This window comes from Streptomyces sp. TE5632 (assembly GCF_054061295.1).
The window spans coordinates 5,697,606-5,717,612 of record NZ_JBSSEA010000003.1; the positions used below are offsets into that span (position 1 = coordinate 5,697,606).

The following is a 20,007-nucleotide window of genomic DNA, read 5'->3' on the forward strand; positions in this document are numbered from 1 at the left end:
TGCCGTGTGTTCGGGGTGTCCGGGATTCCTACGACACCGGCCGGACCGAGTCGGTACCCGGGTGCCGCGCCGCGGCGTCCCAGCTGCCGGAGACCAACGGGGCGCGGGCCAGCCCGGCGGCGCCCACTCCCATGAGCACCACGCCGATCACCGCGGGCACCACCCGCACGCCGAGCGTGATCTGCTCCCCGAACAGCGCCCACCCCAGCACCACGCTCGTCAGCGCGTCACCGAGGGTCAGAGCGGGCTGGGACGCCGCCAGCGTCCCGGCCCGGAACGCGCTCTGGAGCAGCAGAAAGGCGACGGCTCCGGCGGCGGCGGTGGCGTAGGGGGGCCACGACGCCAGCAGGGCGCCCAGCCCGTCCGGAAACCTGCCGGTCACCTCCTTGAGCAGCGCCGCGGTCAGGGCGAACGAGATCGCGGACGCCAGCCCCAGCAGCGCCGCGCGCGGTGCGCCCCGCACCGCACGGGCCGTCACCACCAGCGCCGCCACGGCACCCAGCACCACCCCCGCGGCCACCGTCCACAGCCCCGCGGAGGCCGTGGACCGGCCGACGGCCGGAGCCGCCGAGGTCAGGAACATCGACAACCCGACGGCCAGGGCGGCGAACGCCAGCCAGATACTGCGGTCCGGACGACGGTGGAAGACCACGCTGCCGACGACCAGGGTGAACAGCAACTCGGCGGCCATGAGCGGCTGGACCAGCGCGAGACTGCCCATACCCAGAGCCGCCGCCTGCAGAACGGTGGACAGCGCGAGCAGCCCGGCACCCGCCACCCAGTGGGGCCGCAGCAGCACACGCCCGAGCCAGCGGGCGGCCTGGCGCAGCCCCGTGCCGCCCTCCGGTTCCTCCGCCGCGGCCCGCCGCTGCAGCACCGAGGACGAGGCGTTGGACAGCGCCGCCAGCAGGGCCAGGACGACGACCAGCACGCCGTACCACCGTTCAGTCGAACACGGTGGCGAGCCGCCGGTACAGGGCCGGCGCCGCGCCGCGCACCCGGACGGGCAGACGCAGCCAGCCGGGGACGTAGACCTCGTCCCGCCCCCGGGAGACCGCGCTCCACACGGCGCCGGCGACCCGCTCGGGCGGCACCGGCCTGGGCCACGACCTCCGGTAGGGGGCGCCGCGCCGCTCGAAGAACGGCGTGTCCACCACTCCCGGCACCACCAGGCTGACCGCGACGCCGCTGCCGCGCAGTTCGTACCGCAGGGCGTCGGCGAAGACGGCCAGCGCCGCCTTGGCCGCCGAGTACACGGCCTCTCCCCGTACGCCCACCATCCCCGCGACGGACCCGATGAGCACCACACGCCCGGAGCCCGCCTCCACCATGTGCGGCACCACCTCACGGACCAGGCGCAACGCGGCCAGGAGGTCGACCTCGACGACCTCCTCGAGGGCGGACGGGGGCATGGCGCCGAAGTCCCCGGCCCAGCCGACACCGGCGCCGGCCACCAGAAGATCCACTCGACCGGCGTGCTCGAGGGCGAACCGGGTCAGCTGCCGCTCGGCGCCGGGCCGGGTCAGATCCGCCGGGAAGACCGAGGCCGGGGCCCGTTCCGCGACTCGGCGGAGGCGTGCAGCGTCCCGCCCGTTGAGGACGAGACGCCACCCTTTCGCGGAGAGCGTTCGGGCCACGGCGGCGCCGATGCCCGAGGAGGCGCCGGTCACCAGTGCCGCGCCCGGACGCTCGGCTCCGTCGGCCGGGGGCCCCAGCACCGCGTCGGCCGGGGCGACGGACGTCCGGGGGAACAACACGTCGGCTGCGTCGGCACGAGAAGCGTGAGACATGGGCTGCACCTTGGCTGCGAGGGAGAACGCCCGAGAAGCCGCCCCCTGCGGCCGCTCCCGGCGTTCGGCGGGGGTACCCCGAGAAGTATCCCGGGCCCAACCGCCGAAACGCGGGGGAGCAGGTTTCACCGACACAGCGGAAGGAGACCCGCCACCCCGTGCACTCACCGTCCTCGGTGCCCCGCCGGTGCGTGTCGGCGGGCGGCGGGCAGCGACTGCTGATCGTCAGCGCGAGCATGGGGGCCGGCCACGACACGGTGGCCGGCGAACTCGCTCGCCGTGCCCGGGAACAAGGCCACGACGCGCAGGTCGTGGACCTCCTGCGGTTGCTTCCGCACGGCCTGGGCACCGCGGTGCGCCTCTTCTACCAGTCGTCGGTACGGCACTTTCCCTGGGCGTACGCGGGCCTCTACCACGCGCTGTTCCGCCCCGGGCCGCGGCACCGCCCCAGTGGCGTACCCCTCGCCCGGCTGGCGGGCGGTCGTCTGACGGATCTCGTGGAGCGGACGGGCGCCGACGTGGTGGTCCCGGTCTTCCATCTGGCCGCTCAGCTGACCGGCCACCTGAGGGCCCGTGGGCGCCTGCGGGCCCCGAGCGCCGTCTTCGTGATCGATTTCGCCGTGCACCGGCAGTGGCTTCATCCCGGCAACGACCTGTACCTCTGCCTCACCGACGAGGCCGCGCGGGACGTGGGCCGGAGCACCACGGTGCCCGTCGAGACGGCCGGACCGGTCGTGGCACCCGGCTTCTTCGCACCGGCCGCCGGGGCCGGGGCATGGCGACCGCGCTTCGAGCGGTACGCCCCCGGACGCCCGCCCGTCGTGCTGTCCGCCGGAGCCTGGGGCGCGGCTTCGGCGCTGGACGGGACGGCTCGGCTGCTCACCGCTGCCGGTTTCCTCCCGGTCGTGCTGTGCGGCCGGAACGAACGCCTGCGAGCCCGCCTGGCCGGGGTTCCGGGCGTGCTCGTACCGGACTGGGTCACCGACATGCCCGGCCTGCTGCGTGCGGCCCGCGTCCTGGTCGACAACGCCGCCGGTCAGACCGCCGTACAGGCTCTCGCCTCCGGATTGCCCGTGGTGGGCTACCGCCCGCTGCCCGGGCATGGAAGGGAGGGTGTGCGGCGGATGGCGGCGCTCGGCGTCTCGGAGACCGCTCCGGACGCCGACGCCTTGCTGCGCGCCCTGCGGCGGTTGTCGGCGGACGGCGCGTACCGGGACCGCCGGATCGCCCGCGGGCGGGAGCTCTTCCGGGGAGACGTGCTGGCACGGGTGAGCGCACTCGCCGACACGTCCCCCGTGTGATCCGCCGGAACAGCGGGGAAGAGACGCCGACGCCTCGCACTCCGACGCCTCGTACTCCGACGCCTTGTACGACGTGCCGTACGCGTCAGCCGTCGCCGACCGGTCCCGTCCCGGCCCCCACAGGCAGGTCGTCGGTGAACCGGTGCCCGTGGTGGTCGAGGAGCCAGCGGCCGAACAGGGCGCCGCCGAAGATGACGAATCCCACGCCGATGAGCCACGACTCGACGATGAGGACGACACCGACCGTGCCGTAGCTGATCGCGTTCTCGACGATCAGCGGTGTGAAGACGTAGTAGGAGAAGCCCCGCAGACCGATCAGGCCCGCCACGGTGGCGATCGCGCCCGGCAGCAGGTGCCACCAGCGGACCTGGCCGCCCAGCAGGAAGCGCTGCCCCCACCAGAAGAACAGGATGCCGGTCACCAGCGAGAGGGTGATCCGCTCAGGCCCGTGCAAGGAGTGGCGGGTCAGCACTTCCTGGTAGAGGAACGCGGTCAGGACGCACAGCCAGGTCGCCTGACGCCAGATCCGGTGCCACGGCCCGGGAGGCAGGTTCCATATCCGCTCGTAGCCGTTCTGGATGCTCCCGCCCAGCGGGACACCGAACACGGCGAGTGCCAGCCCGCCCCACACGCTGGTGGTGCCGACCACCTCGCGTGGCGGGCTGATGATCTCCGCGAGCAGGTGCGCGGACCGGCCGGACAGGCCCATGCCGTCCGCGAGCCAGGCCGCGAAGCCGCCCCGCCCGAGCGGATCGGTGGCGGCGACCACGATGAGCAGGGGCGCCAGCGTGACCAGCGACAGCGTGGCGAACCCCAGGGCCCGGTGCATCAGCTCCAGATCACGGCCGCGCCGCATCAGGAGGTGGGCGCCCAGCCACTCCCATCCGTGCCGGAGCGTGCCCAGGTGACGCCTCACGGTGCGCTCCTTCGTCGGCTCGCGTACACGCGACTTTGTCACCCGGCGGCAGACGGCACAAACCTGGATGCGTCCGTCGCGGTGGGCGGGTGCCGCCGGAGTTCACCGGTGACCTCGGGAAGCGTGTACGACGGCAAGGCGTGCTTCGCGCTCCTCCTGACACCAGCCCCCTTCGCATCGAGGTCACCGGCGCGGGGGTGACCGTCTGCCCGCGCCGTCCGCCCCGGGTGCCGGGGCGGACGGCGCGCGGGCGTCTTGTGCCACCGGACCGGTGGCGGCCCGGTGGCCGTGGCCTACCAGCGGTTGCGGTGCACGACCTCTTCGACCGGGCGGCGGCTCACCGGACCGAACCTGCCGCGCGGCCACCCCACCGGGACGGCCGCGAAGGTGTTCATGTCGTCGGGAATGCCCAGGGCCGCCTTCCACTCGTCCTCCAGCATCAGGTGCCAGATGGTGATGTTGGCGGCCAGGCCCAGGCCCCGCGCGGCGAGCAGCAGGTTCTGCACGCCCGGATAGACGCAGGAACCCTCCGCGAGGGCGGCGAAACGCTCCTGGATCCGCCCCATGCGCGCCGTCCCCTCGGCGCCGAGCTCCTCGGCGTAGCGCCGCATGCCCTCCTCTTCGATCCTCGGCTCCGGGAACCGGTAGCAGGGGATGATCAGTGCCGGGGTCTCGGCGAAGTGGTCGCGCTGGTACTCGATGGCGGCGACCATGCGTCCGTACGCGGCCTCGTCCATGCCGGCGGGGGCGTACTTGCCGGTGGTGGCGAGGTACGCGTCCACGCACCGCTTCCACAGCGGGGCGAGGCCGGCCATGACCGCGGGGTCGGTGACGACGACGTACTCGTAGCGCTGCATGTTGCCGCCGCTGGGGCCCCAGACGGCCGCCTGTATCAGCCGGTCCAGGAGCTCGTCGGGCACCGGGTCGGGCCGCAGGCGCCGCATGGCCCGCATGGTGGACATGGTCGCGAAGAGGGCCGGTTCGGCGGTGTCGCCGGCCGGTGCCCCGGAGAGGGTGGTTTCAGAGGTCATGATCGTGAGTGTAGGGACGGCACGCCCCGCCCGGACCACCCGGTCACGTTTGCGTCCTCGTACCGGGAAGGGGCATCTGCCCCGAACGCACTTGCTCTTGACGCACCGTCACCGAACTGCCCGAAAAACGAACGGAGGTGATCTCGGCCGACAGGACGACAGCGGACCTGAGACATGGACGGCCCACCGAGGGACCCGCTCCGGCGGGCCCTCGTTCGTGCCTCGGGCGCCGAGACCCACCCACGTTTGTCATGTGCCCAGGTGGGGACTCGGCGCCCATGACTGCAACGCCACGCCGCCGGATGCAGCAGAACCGAATGTTGTGGCTCCTGGAGCGTCTGGAACGGGCGCCCTGGGCGGACCCGGCGATCGACGCCCTTCGGTCAGCGGTCCGCTCCCTGCCGCTGGGGCGCGGACGGGACGTGCTGCACGGCAGGTGGCTGGGGCATCCGCTCCATCCGCTGATGGTGCAGGTGCCGGTCGGGAGCTGGCTGTCCGCGGCCGTGCTGGACACCCGGCCCGGCCGCTCCCGCGAGGCGGGGCTGCTCGTCGGCGTCGGCCTGGCCGCGGCCGCGCCCGCCGCGCTGGCGGGCGCCGTCGACTGGGCGGAGCTGCACCGGGAGCAGGCGCGTGTGGGGCTGGTGCACGCCATGGCCAACTGGGCGGCCGTGGGCCTGTACGCGACCTCGCTCACCTGCCGCCTCAAGGGGCGTACGGGTGCCGGCCGGGCATACGGCTTCCTGGGGCTGACGGCGATGGGGCTCGGCGGCATGCTGGGCGGCCACCTGGCCTACCGCCAGGCGTCCGGAGCCAACCATGCGGAAGAGGTTCCGCACGTCGTCCGGGAGGGCTGGCACCGGGTCGGTGCCGTGGCCGAGTTTCCGACCGGGCAGCCCGTGCGGCGCGTCGTGGACGATGTGCCGGTCCTGGTGGTCCGTGAATCCGGCGGGGTGATCCACGCACTGGCCGAGCGGTGCAGCCATCTCGCCGGTCCGCTGTCCGAGGGCACGGTCGCCGACGGATGTGTCCGGTGCCCGTGGCACGGCAGCGTCTTCCGGCTCTCGGACGGCTGGAACGTCCGCGGTCCGGCCACCGCACCGCAGCCCGCCTTCGACACCCGGGTCGTCGACGGATATGTCGAGGTGCGTCTGCGTCGGGCCGGCCGGGAAGCGGACGGCGAGTGGAGCGGGAGCGGAGTGGACAGGGCCGACGGGCACGTCGGCTGACAGCCGCTTCACCCGACGGTTCGACGGGCTTTCGCGGCGCACACGGGCGGCCCGGGCCACGGCGGTACGGCCCCGGGCCCGCGACCTCGTCGGTGCCGTCCGCCTCGCCGTCCGTGGGAACCCCCGGACCCGGCTGCACTGGCATGCCTGCCACCACCTTGTTCCTCGTGCAGAGGACGGAACCGGTGAAAGCCCGGCCGGGGCACGGCCGTACGCCGCACATCACACCGTCCGCGCCGGGTGCCGTCACCCCGGAGCGAGGGTCACCGTCGTCGTGACCCGGGTGAGGGCGGGGGCCGAGGGCGTCGAACCGAACCCGAAGCGCACGGGCGGTTCGACCGGTGCCATCGAGCCGAGGTCGGTGCTCTCGAAGGCGGCCGACACCGCGCGGATCGGCAGCAGGTCCCGGGCGCCGTACCACTCGCGGCGCCCTCCACCGGCGCTGCCACGGGTCCGCACACCGGGGAGCAGCAGGCGAGCGGGCCGGTCCGTCAGCGCGCTCCACGCCGGACGGCGGGCGAGCGCACCGGGAACGGCCCGCAGGACGAGGCCCAGAAGCCGTCGCCGACCGGTGACGAAGCGCAGGTCGAGCGGCGCCGCGGTAACGGTCCAGGTGCCGTCCGTGACACGCACGTCGACCGGAACGACACGCACCGTGTCGAAGACATAGGTACCGCTGATGAAGTCGGCCGTCTCCTGCGTGGGGGCCAGCAGCACCCTCTCCCCGTCGGCCCGTTCCAGCATCACGTCGCTGAAGGCTCCGAACGGTGAACGCTGCCAGTGTCCGAGCACGATCCGTGTGCCCGAGGAGGTACCCATGCCGGCGATCCAGCCGTCGAAGCGCAGCCGCGGGCGTCGCGCGGCCCCGCCGGGCATCCGGTTCATCCGCTCGTCCTCATCCGCTCGTCCTCCTCGGGTGAGCTAAGCGGCGTCGGCTCCGGAACGGCGAGCGGCGCGGCGCCGGAGGCACAACGGCAGCACGTACCAGCAGAGACCGAACCACAGCATGACCCCGCCGGCGAGCACCTCGGCGAGGACGCCGGGAACCACGACACGGAGGATCAGCAGGAGCGTGCAGCCGATGGTCAGCGCGAGGAGGACCATGCCGCACATCATCAAGCGGCCGGCGGCCTCCACCACCTCGTCCTTCATACGCTGGCCGGACAGGAAGCGGTGGATGGAGACGGGCGCTATGAGCGATCCCGTGGCCGCCGCGCCGAGCACCACGGTGATGACGTAGACGACGCGGTCGAACGTCTCCAACTCCCGGAACAGCGGGGTGAAAGCCACACTGAGCAGGAATCCGAAGAGGATCTGCACGCCCGTCTGGGTGACCCGGGTCTCCTGCAGGATCTCGTTCCAGCGGCGGTTGACCCGCTCACGTGCGGTTTCCGGCGCTTCGTCAGCGGGTTTCGGACCGCGGCCGTCGTGGCGCGCGCAGCAGGCGGTGCCCTCCCCCGCCTGCTCGACCGGCTGCTCCGTCATCGTCATGGCGTCCTCCCCGTCCCAGGCAGACCGATTGCCCCGTTCGAGCCCCTTCCATGCACATCACGGACACGGGAGGGCCGGCGCCCGGGTGCCGGTTGTGCCGATGACGTCGCCGCGCCGACGGCTGTGGCACACGGTCGACCTATAGTTGGCCTCATGAGCCGTTGGAGGGAGTTGACCGGAGAGACGTCCGGAGAGGACTACGCCGCGCGGTTCGCGGCCCTGGCCCGTAGCGGGAAGGACGTACACGGTGAGGCGCGGTTCTGCGCGGCTCTCGTGCCTGCCGGAGCGCGGGTGCTGGACGCCGGGTGCGGTACCGGACGGGTCATGATCCGGCTTGCGGAACTCGGGTACGACTGTGTCGGGGTGGACGTCGATGCGTCGATGCTGGCAGTGGCGCGGAAGCAGGCGCCGGGACTGCCCTGGTTCCAGGCCGACCTGGCCGGGTTCGAGCCGGACCTGCTCGGCATCGCGGCGGACTTCGACCTCGTGGTCGCCGCAGGAAATGTCTTCCCGCTGCTCGCCGCCGGCACCGAGGCCACGGTGGTCCAGCGCTTGGCCGCGGCCCTGCGGCCGGGCGGTCTGATGGTCGCCGGCTTCGGCCTGGACGAAGCCCACCTGCCCGTGCCGCCCGGCATCACGCTGGCAGAGTACGACGACGGCTGCGCCGCAGCCGGCCTCACCCTCGTCGACCGCTTCGCCACCTGGGACGCCGCCCCTTACGACGGCGGCGGCTATGCCGTCAGCGTCCACCGCCGGTGAGGATGTGAGAGTTCGGCGCGCGGCCCACGGCCCGCGCGCCCGGACATCGTCGCGGGCCGGACACGCGGGTGGTGTCCTGGGGTGTGGTGTTTCAGTCGGGTCAGCAGGTGCCACTCGAAGTCGCGCACGTGGACCGCAGGCTGCGCTTCCTGTCGGTACGCACAGTGCCCCGGGCCGGATGCCTCGGGCCGCCTGAGTCTCACGCGCCCATGCGCCCGGCGCATCCCGGAGGCGGGGGCCGGGGCGACGGCTGTCTGAGGGCTGCGCGGCCGGGGACCCAGGTCGCGGTCGACGTGGTTACGAACCCTCCGTGAGCGCGGTGGCGTGGTCGGCGGCCCACCGGCGAAACGTTCGCGGCGCCGTCCCGAGAATGTCGGCCACCGCAGTGGTGATGTACGCGGGCTGTCCGACCGCCGCACTCCACGCGGCGAGCAGCATGTCGACGACCGAGCTGGGCACCGTACCCTCCCACAGGCTTCGGAACTCGTCCGGCGTCATCTCCTCGAATGCGATCCGGCGCCCCAGGGCGTCACCGATGGCGTCCACCTGCGCGGCTTGGGTCAGTGATTCGGGGCCCGTGAGGACGTAGTCGCCTCCGACGTGTCCGCCCTGACAGAGCGTCCGCGCCGCGACGGCTGCGACGTCGCGGTCGTCGACCGGTGCCGACTCGGCAGCGCCGTAAGGCCACCGGACGACCTCGCCGGCCCGGATCGCGGGCGCCCACCAGGCCAGCGAGTTCGACGCGAACATCCCCGGCCGGATGATCGTCGACTCGAGTCCGGTGGCTGCGATGAGCCGCTCGATGTCGGCGTGCAGCACCGCCATGGGATTGGGCTGCTGGAAGAAAGGGTGCGGCGTCTGATGCGGGGAGGACAGGAAGACGACCCGCCGCACGTGGGCTGTCAGCCGCTCGACGACTGCCGCGGCGGTCTGAGGCGGGGCGGTCCAGACGAGGAAAACCGCACCGGCGCCGTTCAACGCCGGGTCGAGCGACTCGGGCACAGTGAGGTCGCCGGTGAAGACCTCGGCCTTCGCCGGCAGCGTCGCCGCCGCCGCGGAGCGATGGGTGAGGGCGCGGACCGGCACGCCCGCGTCGAGGAGTTGGTCGACGACGATGCGGCCGACCCGGCCCGTCGCCCCGGTTACGAGCACGGGAGGAATATCCATCTGATTCACGCCGTCCATGAAAACGTTACTCGGTTAAAAAGGCAACCCGGTAACGAATGTTACGGTGGTCGGATGAGCGAGTCGACGGGACTGCGGGCCCGCAAGAAGGAGCGGACGCGCGACGCCATCGGCGACGCGGCCGTCTCGCTTTTCCTGGAGCGCGGCTTCGACCGCGTCTCGGTCAACGACATCGCCGCGGCGGCCGAGATCTCCAAGCCGACCCTCTTCCGGTACTTCCCCACCAAGGAAGACCTGGTGCTGCACCGGTTTGCGGACCACCAGGGCGAGGCGGCACACGTCGTACGTGACCGCAGGTCCGGCAGCAAGCCGATGACGGCGCTGCATCGGCACTTCCGGGCCTGCCTCGATCGGTACGACCCCGTCACCGGCCTCAACGATCATTCCGAGGTGGTGGCGTTCCATCGGCTGGTGTTCACCACACCGAGCCTGGCGGCACGGCTGGTGCGGTACCAACTCGAGGACGAGGAAGCGCTGGCGGACGCCCTCGGCGAAGGCGTCCAGGCGCGCCTGCGAGCCGCCCAGGTGCTCGCGGTCCAACGGGTGCTCGCCCGAACCAACTGGCAGAAGATCGCCGACGGTCGAACCGCCCGCGACGTGCACCCCGAGGCCGTGGCCGATGCCGACCAGGCGTTCAACCAGCTGCGGTGACAGGCGGCGCTCCGGTGGAAGAAGGTTCCGTGGCCTGGTGCACGGGCTGCCCCGGGCCTTGACCTGCACCGCGTTCGGTAGTGCCCGGCGGGTCGTCTCGGTGTAGGTGGCCGATCCGTCCCGGCACACGACCTCGGCGTCGGGAAGTTCACGCAGCCGGGCTTCCTGGGTGGCGGCCTTGCGGTCGGGGAGTACCTCGATGTGCTCGCCGGTCCGCGCGTCGATGGTCACGGTGGCGTAATGGCGGCGGCGCAGGGCGACGTCGTCGACCCCGATCACCTTCGGGGCGGGCGCCCGCGGTGTGTGTGGGCACGCCGCAGCAGGCGCAGGGCCGTGGCGCAGGGCAGGAGCACGGCCAGTGGCCGGGCGGGCGGGCGGCTGCTCGGTCGCATGACTCCTTGACGACCGCGGACATCTGTCCGGCCGGGCGCGTGGTGCGGCGTCGGTGGCGTCCCGGCAGCCCGGGGATCTGCTCGCGGAAGGTCTGCCGACGGCAGCCCGGGACCGGGCAGGCCGGTCTCCGGGTCAGGACACGGATCTGGACCCGGCGGCCGTCCGCCGACACGTCTGCCACCGTCCGGCGGTGAGACCCGTGCGCCTTCACCGTCGGCGCACCGCATATCGGGCAGAGCGCCGGGACATCCCGGGTCCGGGCTGTGGCCCGGACTGTCTCACCGTCATCCGTCACCTCCTCACAACCAGTGCCGACAGGCCATAAAACGCGACATCTGCAAGGGAGTTGACGTCACCCATGCCCCATGGCTGCAGGCAGGGGCGCAGCGTCACCACCGGCTACGGAACAGAGCCGGATTGCTCACACCCCACCAACGACCCAGAATCCGAACCGTTTTGGATCAATATGCCTTGTGTTAATCTCATGTGTTTGCGTGGTCGTCGCGGTGGGCGATTCTGCCTGTTCGGTTCCGCTTGTGCGTGGGCTGTTCAATCCTGCCGGGCCTTCCTCGGTACGTTCCTCTGCGGAAGGCTGTTCATGAAGCATCCCGATGACTCCGGCATCGCTCACGGCGGTCCCGCCCAGCCCGAGGCCACGACCCCGGCGCTGCCCCCGGCCGTCTCCTTCGCCGGTCTGGAACTGCCGGTGGAGGTGCTGCGGACACTGAGCGGACTCGGAGTGCGCGAACCCTTTCCGATCCAGGCCGCCACACTGCCCGATGCCCTGGAGGGGCGCGACGTCCTGGGGCGCGGGCGCACCGGATCGGGCAAGACGCTCGCCTTCGGCCTGCCGCTGCTGACACGTACGGCCGGGCGGCGCGCCGAACCGAAGCAGCCCCTCGCTCTGGTCCTTGTGCCCACCCGGGAGCTGGCCCAACAGGTCACCCAGGCGCTGGCGCCGTACGCCGAGGCGCTGCGGCTGCGGATGGCCACGGTCGTCGGCGGCATGTCGATCGGCCGGCAGGTCGCCGAGCTGCGCCAGGGAGCCGAGGTGGTCGTCGCCACCCCCGGACGCCTGCACGACCTGATCGCGCGCAACGCCTGCCGCCTGGGACGGGTGAGGATCACCGTGCTGGACGAGGCCGACCAGATGTGCGACTTGGGATTCCTGCCGCAGGTTGTCGACGTGCTCGACCAGGTGCACCCCGACGGTCAGCGGATGCTCTTCTCGGCCACTCTCGATCGCGACGTCGATCAGCTGGTCCGCCGCTACCTCCACGACCCCGTCGTCCACTCGGTCGACCCGTCCGCGGGCACGGTCACGACGATGGAACACCACGTTCTGGTCGTCCACGGCCCCGACCGCTACGCCGTCACCACGGAGATCGCCGCCCGCGACGGCCGCGTACTGCTGTTCCTCGACACCAAGCACGCCGTCGACCAGCTCACCCGGCATCTGCGGGCCAGCGGGGTGCACGCCGGGGCCCTGCACAGCGGCAAGTCCCAGCCACAGCGCACACGGACCCTGGCGCAGTTCAAGAACGGCCAGATCACCGTTCTGGTGGCGACCAACGTCGCGGCCCGTGGCCTGCACGTCGACGACCTCGATCTCGTGGTCAACGTCGACCCGCCCACCGACCCCAAGGACTACGTGCACCGGGCGGGCCGCACCGCCCGCGCCGGTGAGTCCGGCAGCGTGGTCACGCTCGTGCTGGCGGGCCAGCGCCGCGAGACGAGCCGAATGATGGCCGGGGCCGGCATCGAGCCGACCGTCACCAAGGTGCGCTCGGGCGAGGCGGAGCTGAGCCGGATCACCGGCGCCAAGGCTCCCTCCGGGACCCCGCTCGACGGCGGGCCCGCCGTTCCCCGGCCCAAGAACACCAACGCTCCCTTCCGCGGCCTCGGCACCAGCAAGGACACCTCCCGCGGCGCCGGCGGCAAGTCCCGAAAGGCCGGTGAGGCCCGCAAGCTCGCCGAGGCCCGCAAGGCCGCCCTCGTGCGTCGCAACGGCTGAGAGGCGTTGCCCTGGCAGTGAACGTCCTGGCCACGGGATCGACGACCCGCGGCCCGGCCCGCAGCACGTCCTGCGCCTCACCTGCGAAGCGAACGCCCTCGGCCGCGAGAGGGGCACCCGCCGGAACGGAGCAGGATGATGTTGACGGCGCCCGCACTACGCCCGGCATGACAAGCTGTGCCTGTCCACCCCCGAACCCAGGAGGTCACCATGACCGCAGAGCACGTATCCACGGAAGGTTCGGAGTCGGCTGCCCCCGAGACGTCTTCCCTGGCGCCGGACGGCGACGGCAACTACGACCTCAAGCGCAAGTTCCGCGAAGCCCTGGCGCGCAAGCGCGGTGCGCAGGCGGCCGCGGCCGATGGTGCCGCCAACCCGAATGCGTCGAAGGTGCGTGCGGCGCACGGCCCGGCTGCGAGCCAGCGGTCGTTCAGGCGCAAGAGCGGCGGCTGAGTCGATCAGTCCCGCGAGCTGGCCGCTCAACCGGCACTCTGAGCGCCACCCACTCGCGCGCCCCGTGCAGTGGCCCGCAACGTGCGCGTACCCCTGTGCGCGTTGCGGGCGAGGCGTGGCCGGCGGTCCCGCCTGTGGGAAGGGTTCAGCTGCGGTCGGCGCGGGTCGGTGGCGCCGCCGCGCTGGAATTCCGGCCAGGACGTCCGGCCGCCGACGTTGCCCGGTGGCCAGGACGTGGCTGACGGCCCGGTGCGACGCCGGCGCGTCCGGCCACCGCAGCCGGCGTCACCACCGGAGCCGTCCGGATCACTGGTCATTCCGGGATGAGGGAACTGCCTCGTCCGAGGGCACGCGGCCGGTGCCGCGCGCCCGCTGTCCCGCTGTGGAGGTCGACGGCGGTTGTCCGGGCCTGACAGTGGGCATCCGGCGTGGCCAAGGACATCTGCTGCCCCGTTCTGCTGCGGCTGATCGACGCACGGTCGGTCGTGTTCCCGGCCGCGGTCACCTTCGTGCCCAGCCTCCACGTGCGGGTGCCGAGCTGCCCCGAGTGGACGCTGCTCGGTCTGGTGCAACATCTCGGCGGGTGCACCGCCGCTGCGTCACCCGTTCCTCCCGCGGCTTCGGCAGCGAGTTCGCGCAGGCGGCCCTGGAGCGCGGCGACAGGGTCGCGGCCACCGCCCGCAACACCGACTCCCTCGCGGACCTGCTGGCCGCCCACGGCTGGGGTCTGTTGTGAAAGTGCTGGTCACAGCCACTCGTTGGGGGCCCGGGTCAGTACCGACAGCAGCTGTACGCACCGCGTGACGTCCCGTGGTCCGACCCGGCCGGCCCGGCGGGGTAGCGTCAGCCGAGGGGTTCGAACGGCCCCGGAGTCCCGCCCGTCCAGCGGTGCAGACGGACCTCGCCCTCCTGCTTGAGGACACCGTCCTCCTCCACGGCCCGGCCCTCCGCCACGTAGTAACGTCCGTCGCCCAACGCGTCGAACCCGTAGCTGCCGTGGAACTCCCAGCCGCGGATGCCGGTCGCGTCGTCGCGCAGACCGGCCTCGCGGAGGGTGAGGAGACTACCGGTCTCGGGGGCGGGCTGTCCCTTGATCTCGCCGCGCACCGGCTCGGCGGAGCCGTCGACGGTGAAGAAGGAGTAGTTGGGGAAGCCCTCCTTCTTGCCCTTGTAGACCGCCATGATCCAGTTCCTGGTGTACGGGTCGTACTGGAGGTTCTGCACGCCGTAGGTGGTGTTGCCGGTGTGGACGAAGAACTTGCCGTCGTGGTGCTCGGGGCCGCTGTGGTGCGGGGCGTCCTGGGAGAGCGGTCGCGCGTACCCGCCCCAGGAGCCGATGTCGTACTCCAGGATCACCTGGTGGTCGTTGTCGGTCCGGCCGGTGTGGGAGTAGATGCCGTACGCGACCTTCAGCGTCTGCTTGCCGCCCCGCCTGCCGAACCCGGGGCCGAACGACACGCCGTCGATGCCGCTGCATCCGTAGCGGTGGTCGGGGGTGTCGGCGGTGTCCCCGTCGAAGACTCCGTTGCCGTCCATGTCGGCGGTGAAGTCCGCCGCCACCTCGTGGAGATGGACCGCGGTCATGACGCCGTCCCGTTCGGCGTTCATCCCGACCCGGTCGATCTCGCGGCCGTCGAAGACGGCGATGTAGAACGATTTTGCCGCCTTGTACTCGAGCGATCCGTAGACCCTGCCGCTCCGGTCGTCGACGTCGATGTCACCGAGGTGGCCGGTGAGGCCCTCGACGGTCCCGACGACCTTGCCGCCGAGGTCGGTCTTGACCAGCTTCTGGGTGAACGACCAGTAGACGAAACCGCGTCTGCGGTCCACGGTCACGCCTTGCACATGGCTGGTCGGCCAGGCGCCGCCGTACACGGAGGAGGGCAGTCCGGGATGTCGGCCGTCGGGGACGCCCGCGGCGGCGATGCCGGGGGAGGGGGCGGCGAGGAGGAGGGCGGGGACGCTGATTCCGGTGAGGAGAACGGATCTGAACGTCCGGAGCTTGTCGCGCACGCGATGTCCTTTCCACGAGATCGTGAGTCGGGCTTCACCGGAGCGCCCCGCGACGTCCGACGGGTGAGGGGTGAGCACGGGGCGGACCGGTGGTGGCCGAGCCGGGGGAACTCTTCGTGTGCCGGTCAGGACCGGGTCCGCAGCACCTCCGGGTTGGCGCAGTGGGCCGGGGCGCGGCTGGCCAGGAACCGGGCGACCTCACCGGCCACGAGGGCCGACGCGTTGTGGGCGGTCTGCTTGCCGGCGCCGGCCAGATGCGGGGTCATGACGACGTTGGGGGTGCGCCGCAGCCGGGAGCCGGCCGGGAGCGGTTCCTCGGGGAAGACGTCGAAGGCGGCGCCGAAGAGCCGGCCCTCGTCCAGGGCGTCGCAGACGGCGTCGTAGTCGAGCAGGGAGCCGCGGGCGCAGTTGACGAGTACGCCGCCGGGAGGCATGAGCCCGATCAGTTCGCGGGAGAGCAGCCCTTCGGTCTTCGGTGTGGCCCGGGCGTGCACGGTGACGAAGGAGGAGCGGCGCATGAGTTCGGGGAGGTCCACCCGGTCCGCCGGGGCCAGGTCGGCCGCGTCGGCGTACGGGTCGGCGACCAGGACACGGGCGCCGAATCCGCGGACGATGCGGGCCACCCGGGAGCCGACGGCGCCGTGTCCCACGATGCCGACCGTACTGCCCTCCAGTTCGGGGCCGACGCTGTCGTAGCGGTAGTAGTCGCCCCGCCAGACGCCTGCGGTGAGGTCCTGGTGGGCGGCGGGGACGCGGCGGGCGGCCGCCAGCATCAGGGCGACCGTGTGCTCGGCGGTGGCGGCGGCGTTGCGGCCGGGGGCGAAGGTGACCGCGACGCCGTGCCGGGTGGCCGCCGCGAGATTGGCGTTGACCGGGCCGCCCCGGCCGACGCAGAACAGGCGGAGCCCGGGGCTCGCGTCGAGGACCCGTTCCGTCAGCGGTGCCATCTGGGTGACGCAGATGTCCACACCGTCCAGCGCCTCGATGAGCTGGTCCTCGGTACCGGAGGCCTCGTGGACCTCGGCCACCGCGCCGAAGGGCTCTACGGGCCAGGGCAGGGTGAGTTCACGGAAGGTGGCGTCGGGTGCGACCGGCCGGAGGCGGTCGGTGAACAGGGAGCTGCGGACGAAGTGGTCGCCGGCCGCGAGGATCGTGGTCACTCGGGTACTCCTGGGGTCACGTGCTGGTTCAGCGCCAGCAGCGAGGGTGTGCCGTCGTGGAGGATCAGTTCGTTCAACGCGCAGTTGGCCAGATGGGGGAAAATGCCGCGGTAGTCCCGCAGCGGGAGACCGAGCAGTCGGCAGAGGGTGAGCCGGATCGCGGTGGAGTGGGCCACGACGAGAACACGTCCCTCCCGGTGACCGGCCCGCAGGCCGGCGAGGAAGTCGGCGTAGCGTTCGCCGACGGCGACGGGATCCTCTCCCTCTGGGAAGTGGCTGCCGACCGGGTCGGCCTCGAAGGCCTTGAGCACGCCGGGCAGGCGCTCCCGCATCTCGGCGCGGGTCATCCCCTCGGCGATGCCGAAATCGAGTTCGCGCAGCCGTGGTTCGACCATCAGTGGCAGACCGGCGCGGGCCGCGCTCCCCTCCGCGGTCTGCCGGCAGCGTCGCAACGGGGAGGACCAGACCGCCGTGAGATCCGCCCGCCCCGCCCAGGAAGCGAGCCGGGCGGCCTGGGCGTGGCCGTGCTCGGAGAGATCGATGTCGGTGACCCCGGCATAGCGGTTCTCGTCATGCCAGACGCTCTCTCCGTGCCGGACGAGGAAAACATGGAGGCTCACGGTGCGGTCCTTTCTCGTGCGTGGGCCGAGACGGCCTCGGGCAGCCAGCCACGCTGGACCAGCAGATCGAGCAGTCGGGCGTAGCCCTCGTCATGGGCGGACCGATGCGCGGACCGCGGCTCCAGGACCCGGTCGGGCCGCACCATCGCGGCGGCGGCACCGTCCAGACCGCCCGGAGCCCCGCAGGCAGAGGCGGCGAGTACGGCCATGCCGAGTGCGGGCTGGGCACGGCGGGGCAGGGACAGGGGCCGGCGCAGCACATCGGCGCGGAGCTGGTTCCACACCGGGTTGCGGGTCGCGCCGCCGGTGAGGACGACGGTCCCGTCGGTGGGGGCGCCGAGCAGGTCCAGATAGTCGAAGCAGAGGCGTTCGAGGTACGCGACGCCCTGCATCAGCGCGGCGAAGTCCTCGGCGCGGTCCGCCGGTTCCCGGCTGCTGAACGCGACGGCGTCCGGGGCGACGAAGGGGAATCGCTCCCCGGGCGAGACCAGCGGATAGCGCAGCAGCCCGGTGGGCAGCAGAGGCGCCGCCTCGTCGGTCAGCCGGTCCAGTGCCGCGCCGGCGAACTCCCGGGCGACCAGGCCCGCACCGGTGCTGGAGGCACCTCCGGGCAGCCAGTGGCCGGAGGGCGAGCGGTGGGAGTAGACGACACCGTTCGGGTCGTGCAGCAGGTCCTCGGTGACCCCCTTGAGGACGAGCGTGGTGCCGAGGACCGAGTTCCAGCTGCCGACCGCGGTCGCCCCGGAGCCCAGTTGGGCCGCACAGCCGTCGGTCATTCCGGCGACCACGGGAGTTCCCGGGACGAGCCCGCACTCCGCCGCGGCACCGGCGCAGACCTCGCCGATCACGGTGCCGGGCATCACCAGGCCGGGCAGGACCCCGGTGGGGATCCCCAGCGCGGCGAAGACGTGTCCGGGCCAGGCCACCGCCGCGGCGTCGGCCCCGGACTTGAGGGCGTTGCTGGTGTCGGTGGGTACCTCGTGCCCGACGAGCCTGCGGTTGACCACGTCGTTCTGGTGGGCGAGGCGCCAGCCGTCCGTCAGCGCGTTCGGGTACCGGTCGAGCAGCCAGCGGAGCTTGGGAAGCCCCCAGGAACGCTGCATCCGCCGGTAGCCGGACTTGGCCCACTGCTGTTCGCCGAGCGCGTTGACCTGCTCCGTCTCCACGGTGGCGCGGCCGTCGTCGTACATGAGGCCGGGGGCTACACACCTGCCGTGCCGGTCGGTCAGTGTGAGGGTTCCGGAGGTCGCGTCGACGGCCACGGCCCGGATGCGACGCGGGTCGGCGCCCGTGGCGCAGGTCTGCCCGACGGCCGAGCTGACCGCACGCCACCACTGTTCCGGGTCCTGTTCATGGCGTTCGCCCCGCCGGTGACTGGTCAGCGGCGACGACCCCGTGCCGAGCAGCCGGCCGTCCGAGGCCACGGCGACCGCGCGGACTCCCTGCGTGCCCAGGTCGATGCCCAGCCACGCGTCCGGGCCGGCGCCGGTCACGCGCCGGCTCCGCCGCCGGGGCCCGTGCCGCCGCGGCCGAGCGCCCAGATCGGGCGGTGCAGCTCCCGCAACCGCAGGAACTCCGCATAGCGCTCGTCCAGGGCCCCGCCCTTGGCGGGGTCCGGCTCGAGGGTGGCGGAGATCCGCACGTGCCGGGCGGCCGCGGTGGCGAAGTCCGGCTCGCGGCCGGTCGCGACCATGCCGGTCAGCCAGGCACCGCGGGCCCCGGTCTCCGTGTCGGCGGGGATCGCCACCGGCAGGCCGACGACATCCGCGATCAGCCGCGTCCAGTACGCGCTCCGGGCGCCGCCGCCGCTGAGGGTCAACAGCTCCGGGGTGGCCGCGGACGCGGCGAGGCAGTCGCGGACGGCCATGGTGACGCCCTCCACGACCGCGCGGGCCACGTCCTCCCGGCCGCTGTCCAGGGACAGGCCGGACAGGGAACCGCGGGCTGCCGGGTCGAAGAACGGGGCGCGTTCCCCGGCCGAGGAGACGTAGGGCAGGAACCGTACTCCGGCCGTGTTGTCGGCGCCGCGCTCGGCCAGGGCCATCAGGTCGGTGACCGAGGCGAGCCCGAGAAGCCGTGCGCCCCAGTGCAGCATGTCGCCGCCGCTCATGGTGGGGAAGGCGCGCAGATAGTGTCCGGGGACGCCCAGGGTGACGGTGATGCCCACCGGCTCGTCGGTGAGCACACAGTCGGCGGAGTCGGTGACGACCTCGGTGGACAGCGTGGTGCCGAGCACGGTGCAGGCCCGGCCGGTGCTGACCGCGCCGGAGCCGATGGCGGTGGCGCAGATGTCGTAGGGCGCCAGCACCACCGGTATGCCCGCGGGCAGCCCCGTCTCGGCGGTGGCGGTGGTGCTGAGCGCGGTCACCCGGTGGTCGTCGTCCCGGAGCGGGGGCAGCAGGTCACGGGCCCACTCCACGCCGTACAGCTCGAACAGTCTCTCGGACCAGGTGCGTCGCCCGATGTCCAGGAAGGGTGCCGATGCCTCGGACTCGTCCACGGCCGCTTCCCCGGTGAGCTTCAGGAAGATCCAGCCGCCGCAGGTCAGCAGGTGGCGGGAGCGGCGCGGCCGGTCCGGGGTGTGCTTCCGCATCCAGGCCAGTACGGCGTTGGGCATGCCGGTGGACAGCCGGGAGCCGCAGATCCTGAAGGCCTGCTCCAGGGTGCCGTCGCGCTCCCATCCGGTGACCAGGCCGGCGGCCCGTCCGTCGTTCCACAGCACGGCGGGCCCGGTGGGGCGGCCCCGCTCGTCGACGAGCCATGCCCCGTCGCCCTGCCCGGTGACGGCGACCAGCTCGGGCGGCTCGGGCAGCGCGGCCACGACTTCGCGGGTGGCGGAGGCGACCGCCCCCCAGACGTGGCCCATGTCCTGCTCCGCCCAGCCCGGCCGGGTCCTGAGCACCTGGGTCGGCCGGTGACTGACGGTCAGTTCCGTTCCGTCCGAGCCGTATCCGACGACCTTGACCGTGGTGGTGCCGGCGTCGATGGCCAGCGACGTCATGCC

At 72.6% G+C, this 20,007-nt stretch carries 19 protein-coding genes and 1 pseudogene; 7 read left to right on the top strand and 13 right to left on the bottom strand.

What is annotated here, in order from left to right; all coding sequences use genetic code 11:
• Window positions 1-28: 28 nt before the first annotated feature.
• Together ACVW19_RS31150 and ACVW19_RS31155 are read right to left on the bottom strand one after the other, a co-directional pair.
• Window positions 29-931: a DMT family transporter gene (locus tag ACVW19_RS31150; protein WP_457463644.1), complete on the bottom strand. Its 903-nt coding sequence runs from the start codon at window positions 929-931 to the stop codon at window positions 29-31.
• Window positions 932-944: 13 nt separating this feature from the next.
• A complete protein-coding gene (locus ACVW19_RS31155) occupies window positions 945-1,790 on the bottom strand; it encodes an SDR family NAD(P)-dependent oxidoreductase (protein WP_457463646.1) in 846 nt (281 codons plus the stop codon).
• Window positions 1,791-2,026: 236 nt separating this feature from the next.
• On the opposite strand from ACVW19_RS31155, the gene ACVW19_RS31160 reads away from it, so the two are divergent.
• Window positions 2,027-3,091 (top strand): MGDG synthase family glycosyltransferase, encoded by a 1,065-nt coding sequence (locus ACVW19_RS31160; protein WP_457464862.1) that lies wholly within the window; start codon window positions 2,027-2,029, stop codon window positions 3,089-3,091.
• An 85-nt stretch (window positions 3,092-3,176) separates the two neighbouring features.
• Here the strand turns inward: ACVW19_RS31160 and ACVW19_RS31165 are convergent, their stop codons facing one another.
• Together ACVW19_RS31165 and ACVW19_RS31170 are read right to left on the bottom strand one after the other, a co-directional pair.
• Window positions 3,177-3,947, bottom strand: coding sequence for a ribonuclease BN (locus ACVW19_RS31165; RefSeq protein WP_457464864.1), 771 nt, complete (start codon window positions 3,945-3,947; stop codon window positions 3,177-3,179).
• Between the two features lie 353 nt (window positions 3,948-4,300).
• Entirely contained in the window at window positions 4,301-5,038 is a 738-nt protein-coding gene (locus ACVW19_RS31170) for a nitroreductase family protein (RefSeq protein ID WP_457463647.1), read from the bottom strand.
• A gap of 278 nt (window positions 5,039-5,316) precedes the next feature.
• Between ACVW19_RS31170 and ACVW19_RS31175 the strand changes: the two genes are divergently transcribed.
• Window positions 5,317-6,264 carry a Rieske 2Fe-2S domain-containing protein gene (locus tag ACVW19_RS31175; protein WP_457463649.1) on the top strand — a complete coding sequence of 316 codons (948 nt, stop codon included), beginning with the start codon at window positions 5,317-5,319 and terminating at the stop codon, window positions 6,262-6,264.
• Between the two features lie 246 nt (window positions 6,265-6,510).
• Here ACVW19_RS31175 and ACVW19_RS31180 read toward each other — a convergent pair whose 3' ends face one another.
• Window positions 6,511-7,149, bottom strand: a complete 639-nt coding sequence (locus ACVW19_RS31180) for a hypothetical protein (protein ID WP_457463651.1) — start codon at window positions 7,147-7,149, stop codon at window positions 6,511-6,513.
• 36 nt (window positions 7,150-7,185) lie between these two features.
• Window positions 7,186-7,755: a DUF6328 family protein gene (locus ACVW19_RS31185; protein WP_457463652.1), complete on the bottom strand. Its 570-nt coding sequence runs from the start codon at window positions 7,753-7,755 to the stop codon at window positions 7,186-7,188.
• 153 nt (window positions 7,756-7,908) lie between these two features.
• On the opposite strand from ACVW19_RS31185, the gene ACVW19_RS31190 reads away from it, so the two are divergent.
• Entirely contained in the window at window positions 7,909-8,514 is a 606-nt protein-coding gene (locus tag ACVW19_RS31190; RefSeq protein ID WP_457463654.1) for a class I SAM-dependent methyltransferase, read from the top strand.
• A 297-nt stretch (window positions 8,515-8,811) separates the two neighbouring features.
• Here ACVW19_RS31190 and ACVW19_RS31195 read toward each other — a convergent pair whose 3' ends face one another.
• A complete protein-coding gene (locus ACVW19_RS31195) occupies window positions 8,812-9,666 on the bottom strand; it encodes an SDR family oxidoreductase (protein WP_457463656.1) in 855 nt (284 codons plus the stop codon).
• Between the two features lie 87 nt (window positions 9,667-9,753).
• Between ACVW19_RS31195 and ACVW19_RS31200 the strand changes: the two genes are divergently transcribed.
• Window positions 9,754-10,350 (top strand): TetR/AcrR family transcriptional regulator, encoded by a 597-nt coding sequence (locus ACVW19_RS31200; RefSeq protein WP_457463658.1) that lies wholly within the window; start codon window positions 9,754-9,756, stop codon window positions 10,348-10,350.
• Window positions 10,351-10,401: 51 nt separating this feature from the next.
• Here ACVW19_RS31200 and ACVW19_RS31205 read toward each other — a convergent pair.
• Window positions 10,402-11,103: pseudogene (locus ACVW19_RS31205) on the bottom strand (transposase); the annotation flags it as partial.
• A 238-nt stretch (window positions 11,104-11,341) separates the two neighbouring features.
• On the opposite strand from ACVW19_RS31205, the gene ACVW19_RS31210 reads away from it, so the two are divergent.
• From ACVW19_RS31210 to ACVW19_RS31220, 3 genes are all read left to right on the top strand, one after another.
• Complete coding sequence (locus ACVW19_RS31210; RefSeq protein WP_457463660.1) at window positions 11,342-12,757, top strand: DEAD/DEAH box helicase; 1,416 nt, start codon at window positions 11,342-11,344, stop codon at window positions 12,755-12,757.
• Window positions 12,758-12,967: 210 nt separating this feature from the next.
• A complete protein-coding gene (locus ACVW19_RS31215; protein WP_457463661.1) occupies window positions 12,968-13,210 on the top strand; it encodes a DUF5302 domain-containing protein in 243 nt (80 codons plus the stop codon).
• 583 nt (window positions 13,211-13,793) lie between these two features.
• Entirely contained in the window at window positions 13,794-13,946 is a 153-nt protein-coding gene (locus ACVW19_RS31220) for a hypothetical protein (RefSeq protein WP_457463663.1), read from the top strand.
• 107 nt (window positions 13,947-14,053) lie between these two features.
• Here ACVW19_RS31220 and ACVW19_RS31225 read toward each other — a convergent pair whose 3' ends face one another.
• The 5 genes from ACVW19_RS31225 to ACVW19_RS31245 form a co-directional block, all read right to left on the bottom strand.
• Window positions 14,054-15,223 carry a hypothetical protein gene (locus ACVW19_RS31225; protein WP_457463665.1) on the bottom strand — a complete coding sequence of 390 codons (1,170 nt, stop codon included), beginning with the start codon at window positions 15,221-15,223 and terminating at the stop codon, window positions 14,054-14,056.
• Between the two features lie 125 nt (window positions 15,224-15,348).
• Window positions 15,349-16,383 (bottom strand): 2-hydroxyacid dehydrogenase, encoded by a 1,035-nt coding sequence (locus ACVW19_RS31230; RefSeq protein WP_457463667.1) that lies wholly within the window; start codon window positions 16,381-16,383, stop codon window positions 15,349-15,351.
• Window positions 16,380-17,003 carry a histidine phosphatase family protein gene (locus ACVW19_RS31235; protein WP_457463669.1) on the bottom strand — a complete coding sequence of 208 codons (624 nt, stop codon included), beginning with the start codon at window positions 17,001-17,003 and terminating at the stop codon, window positions 16,380-16,382. The genes ACVW19_RS31230 and ACVW19_RS31235 overlap by 4 nt, the downstream gene beginning before the upstream one ends.
• Window positions 17,000-18,496, bottom strand: coding sequence for an FGGY-family carbohydrate kinase (locus tag ACVW19_RS31240; RefSeq protein WP_457463670.1), 1,497 nt, complete (start codon window positions 18,494-18,496; stop codon window positions 17,000-17,002). The genes ACVW19_RS31235 and ACVW19_RS31240 overlap by 4 nt, the downstream gene beginning before the upstream one ends.
• Complete coding sequence (locus tag ACVW19_RS31245; protein WP_457463672.1) at window positions 18,493-20,004, bottom strand: FGGY family carbohydrate kinase; 1,512 nt, start codon at window positions 20,002-20,004, stop codon at window positions 18,493-18,495. Before ACVW19_RS31245 ends, ACVW19_RS31240 begins: the two co-directional genes overlap by 4 nt.
• Window positions 20,005-20,007 lie beyond the last annotated feature (3 nt).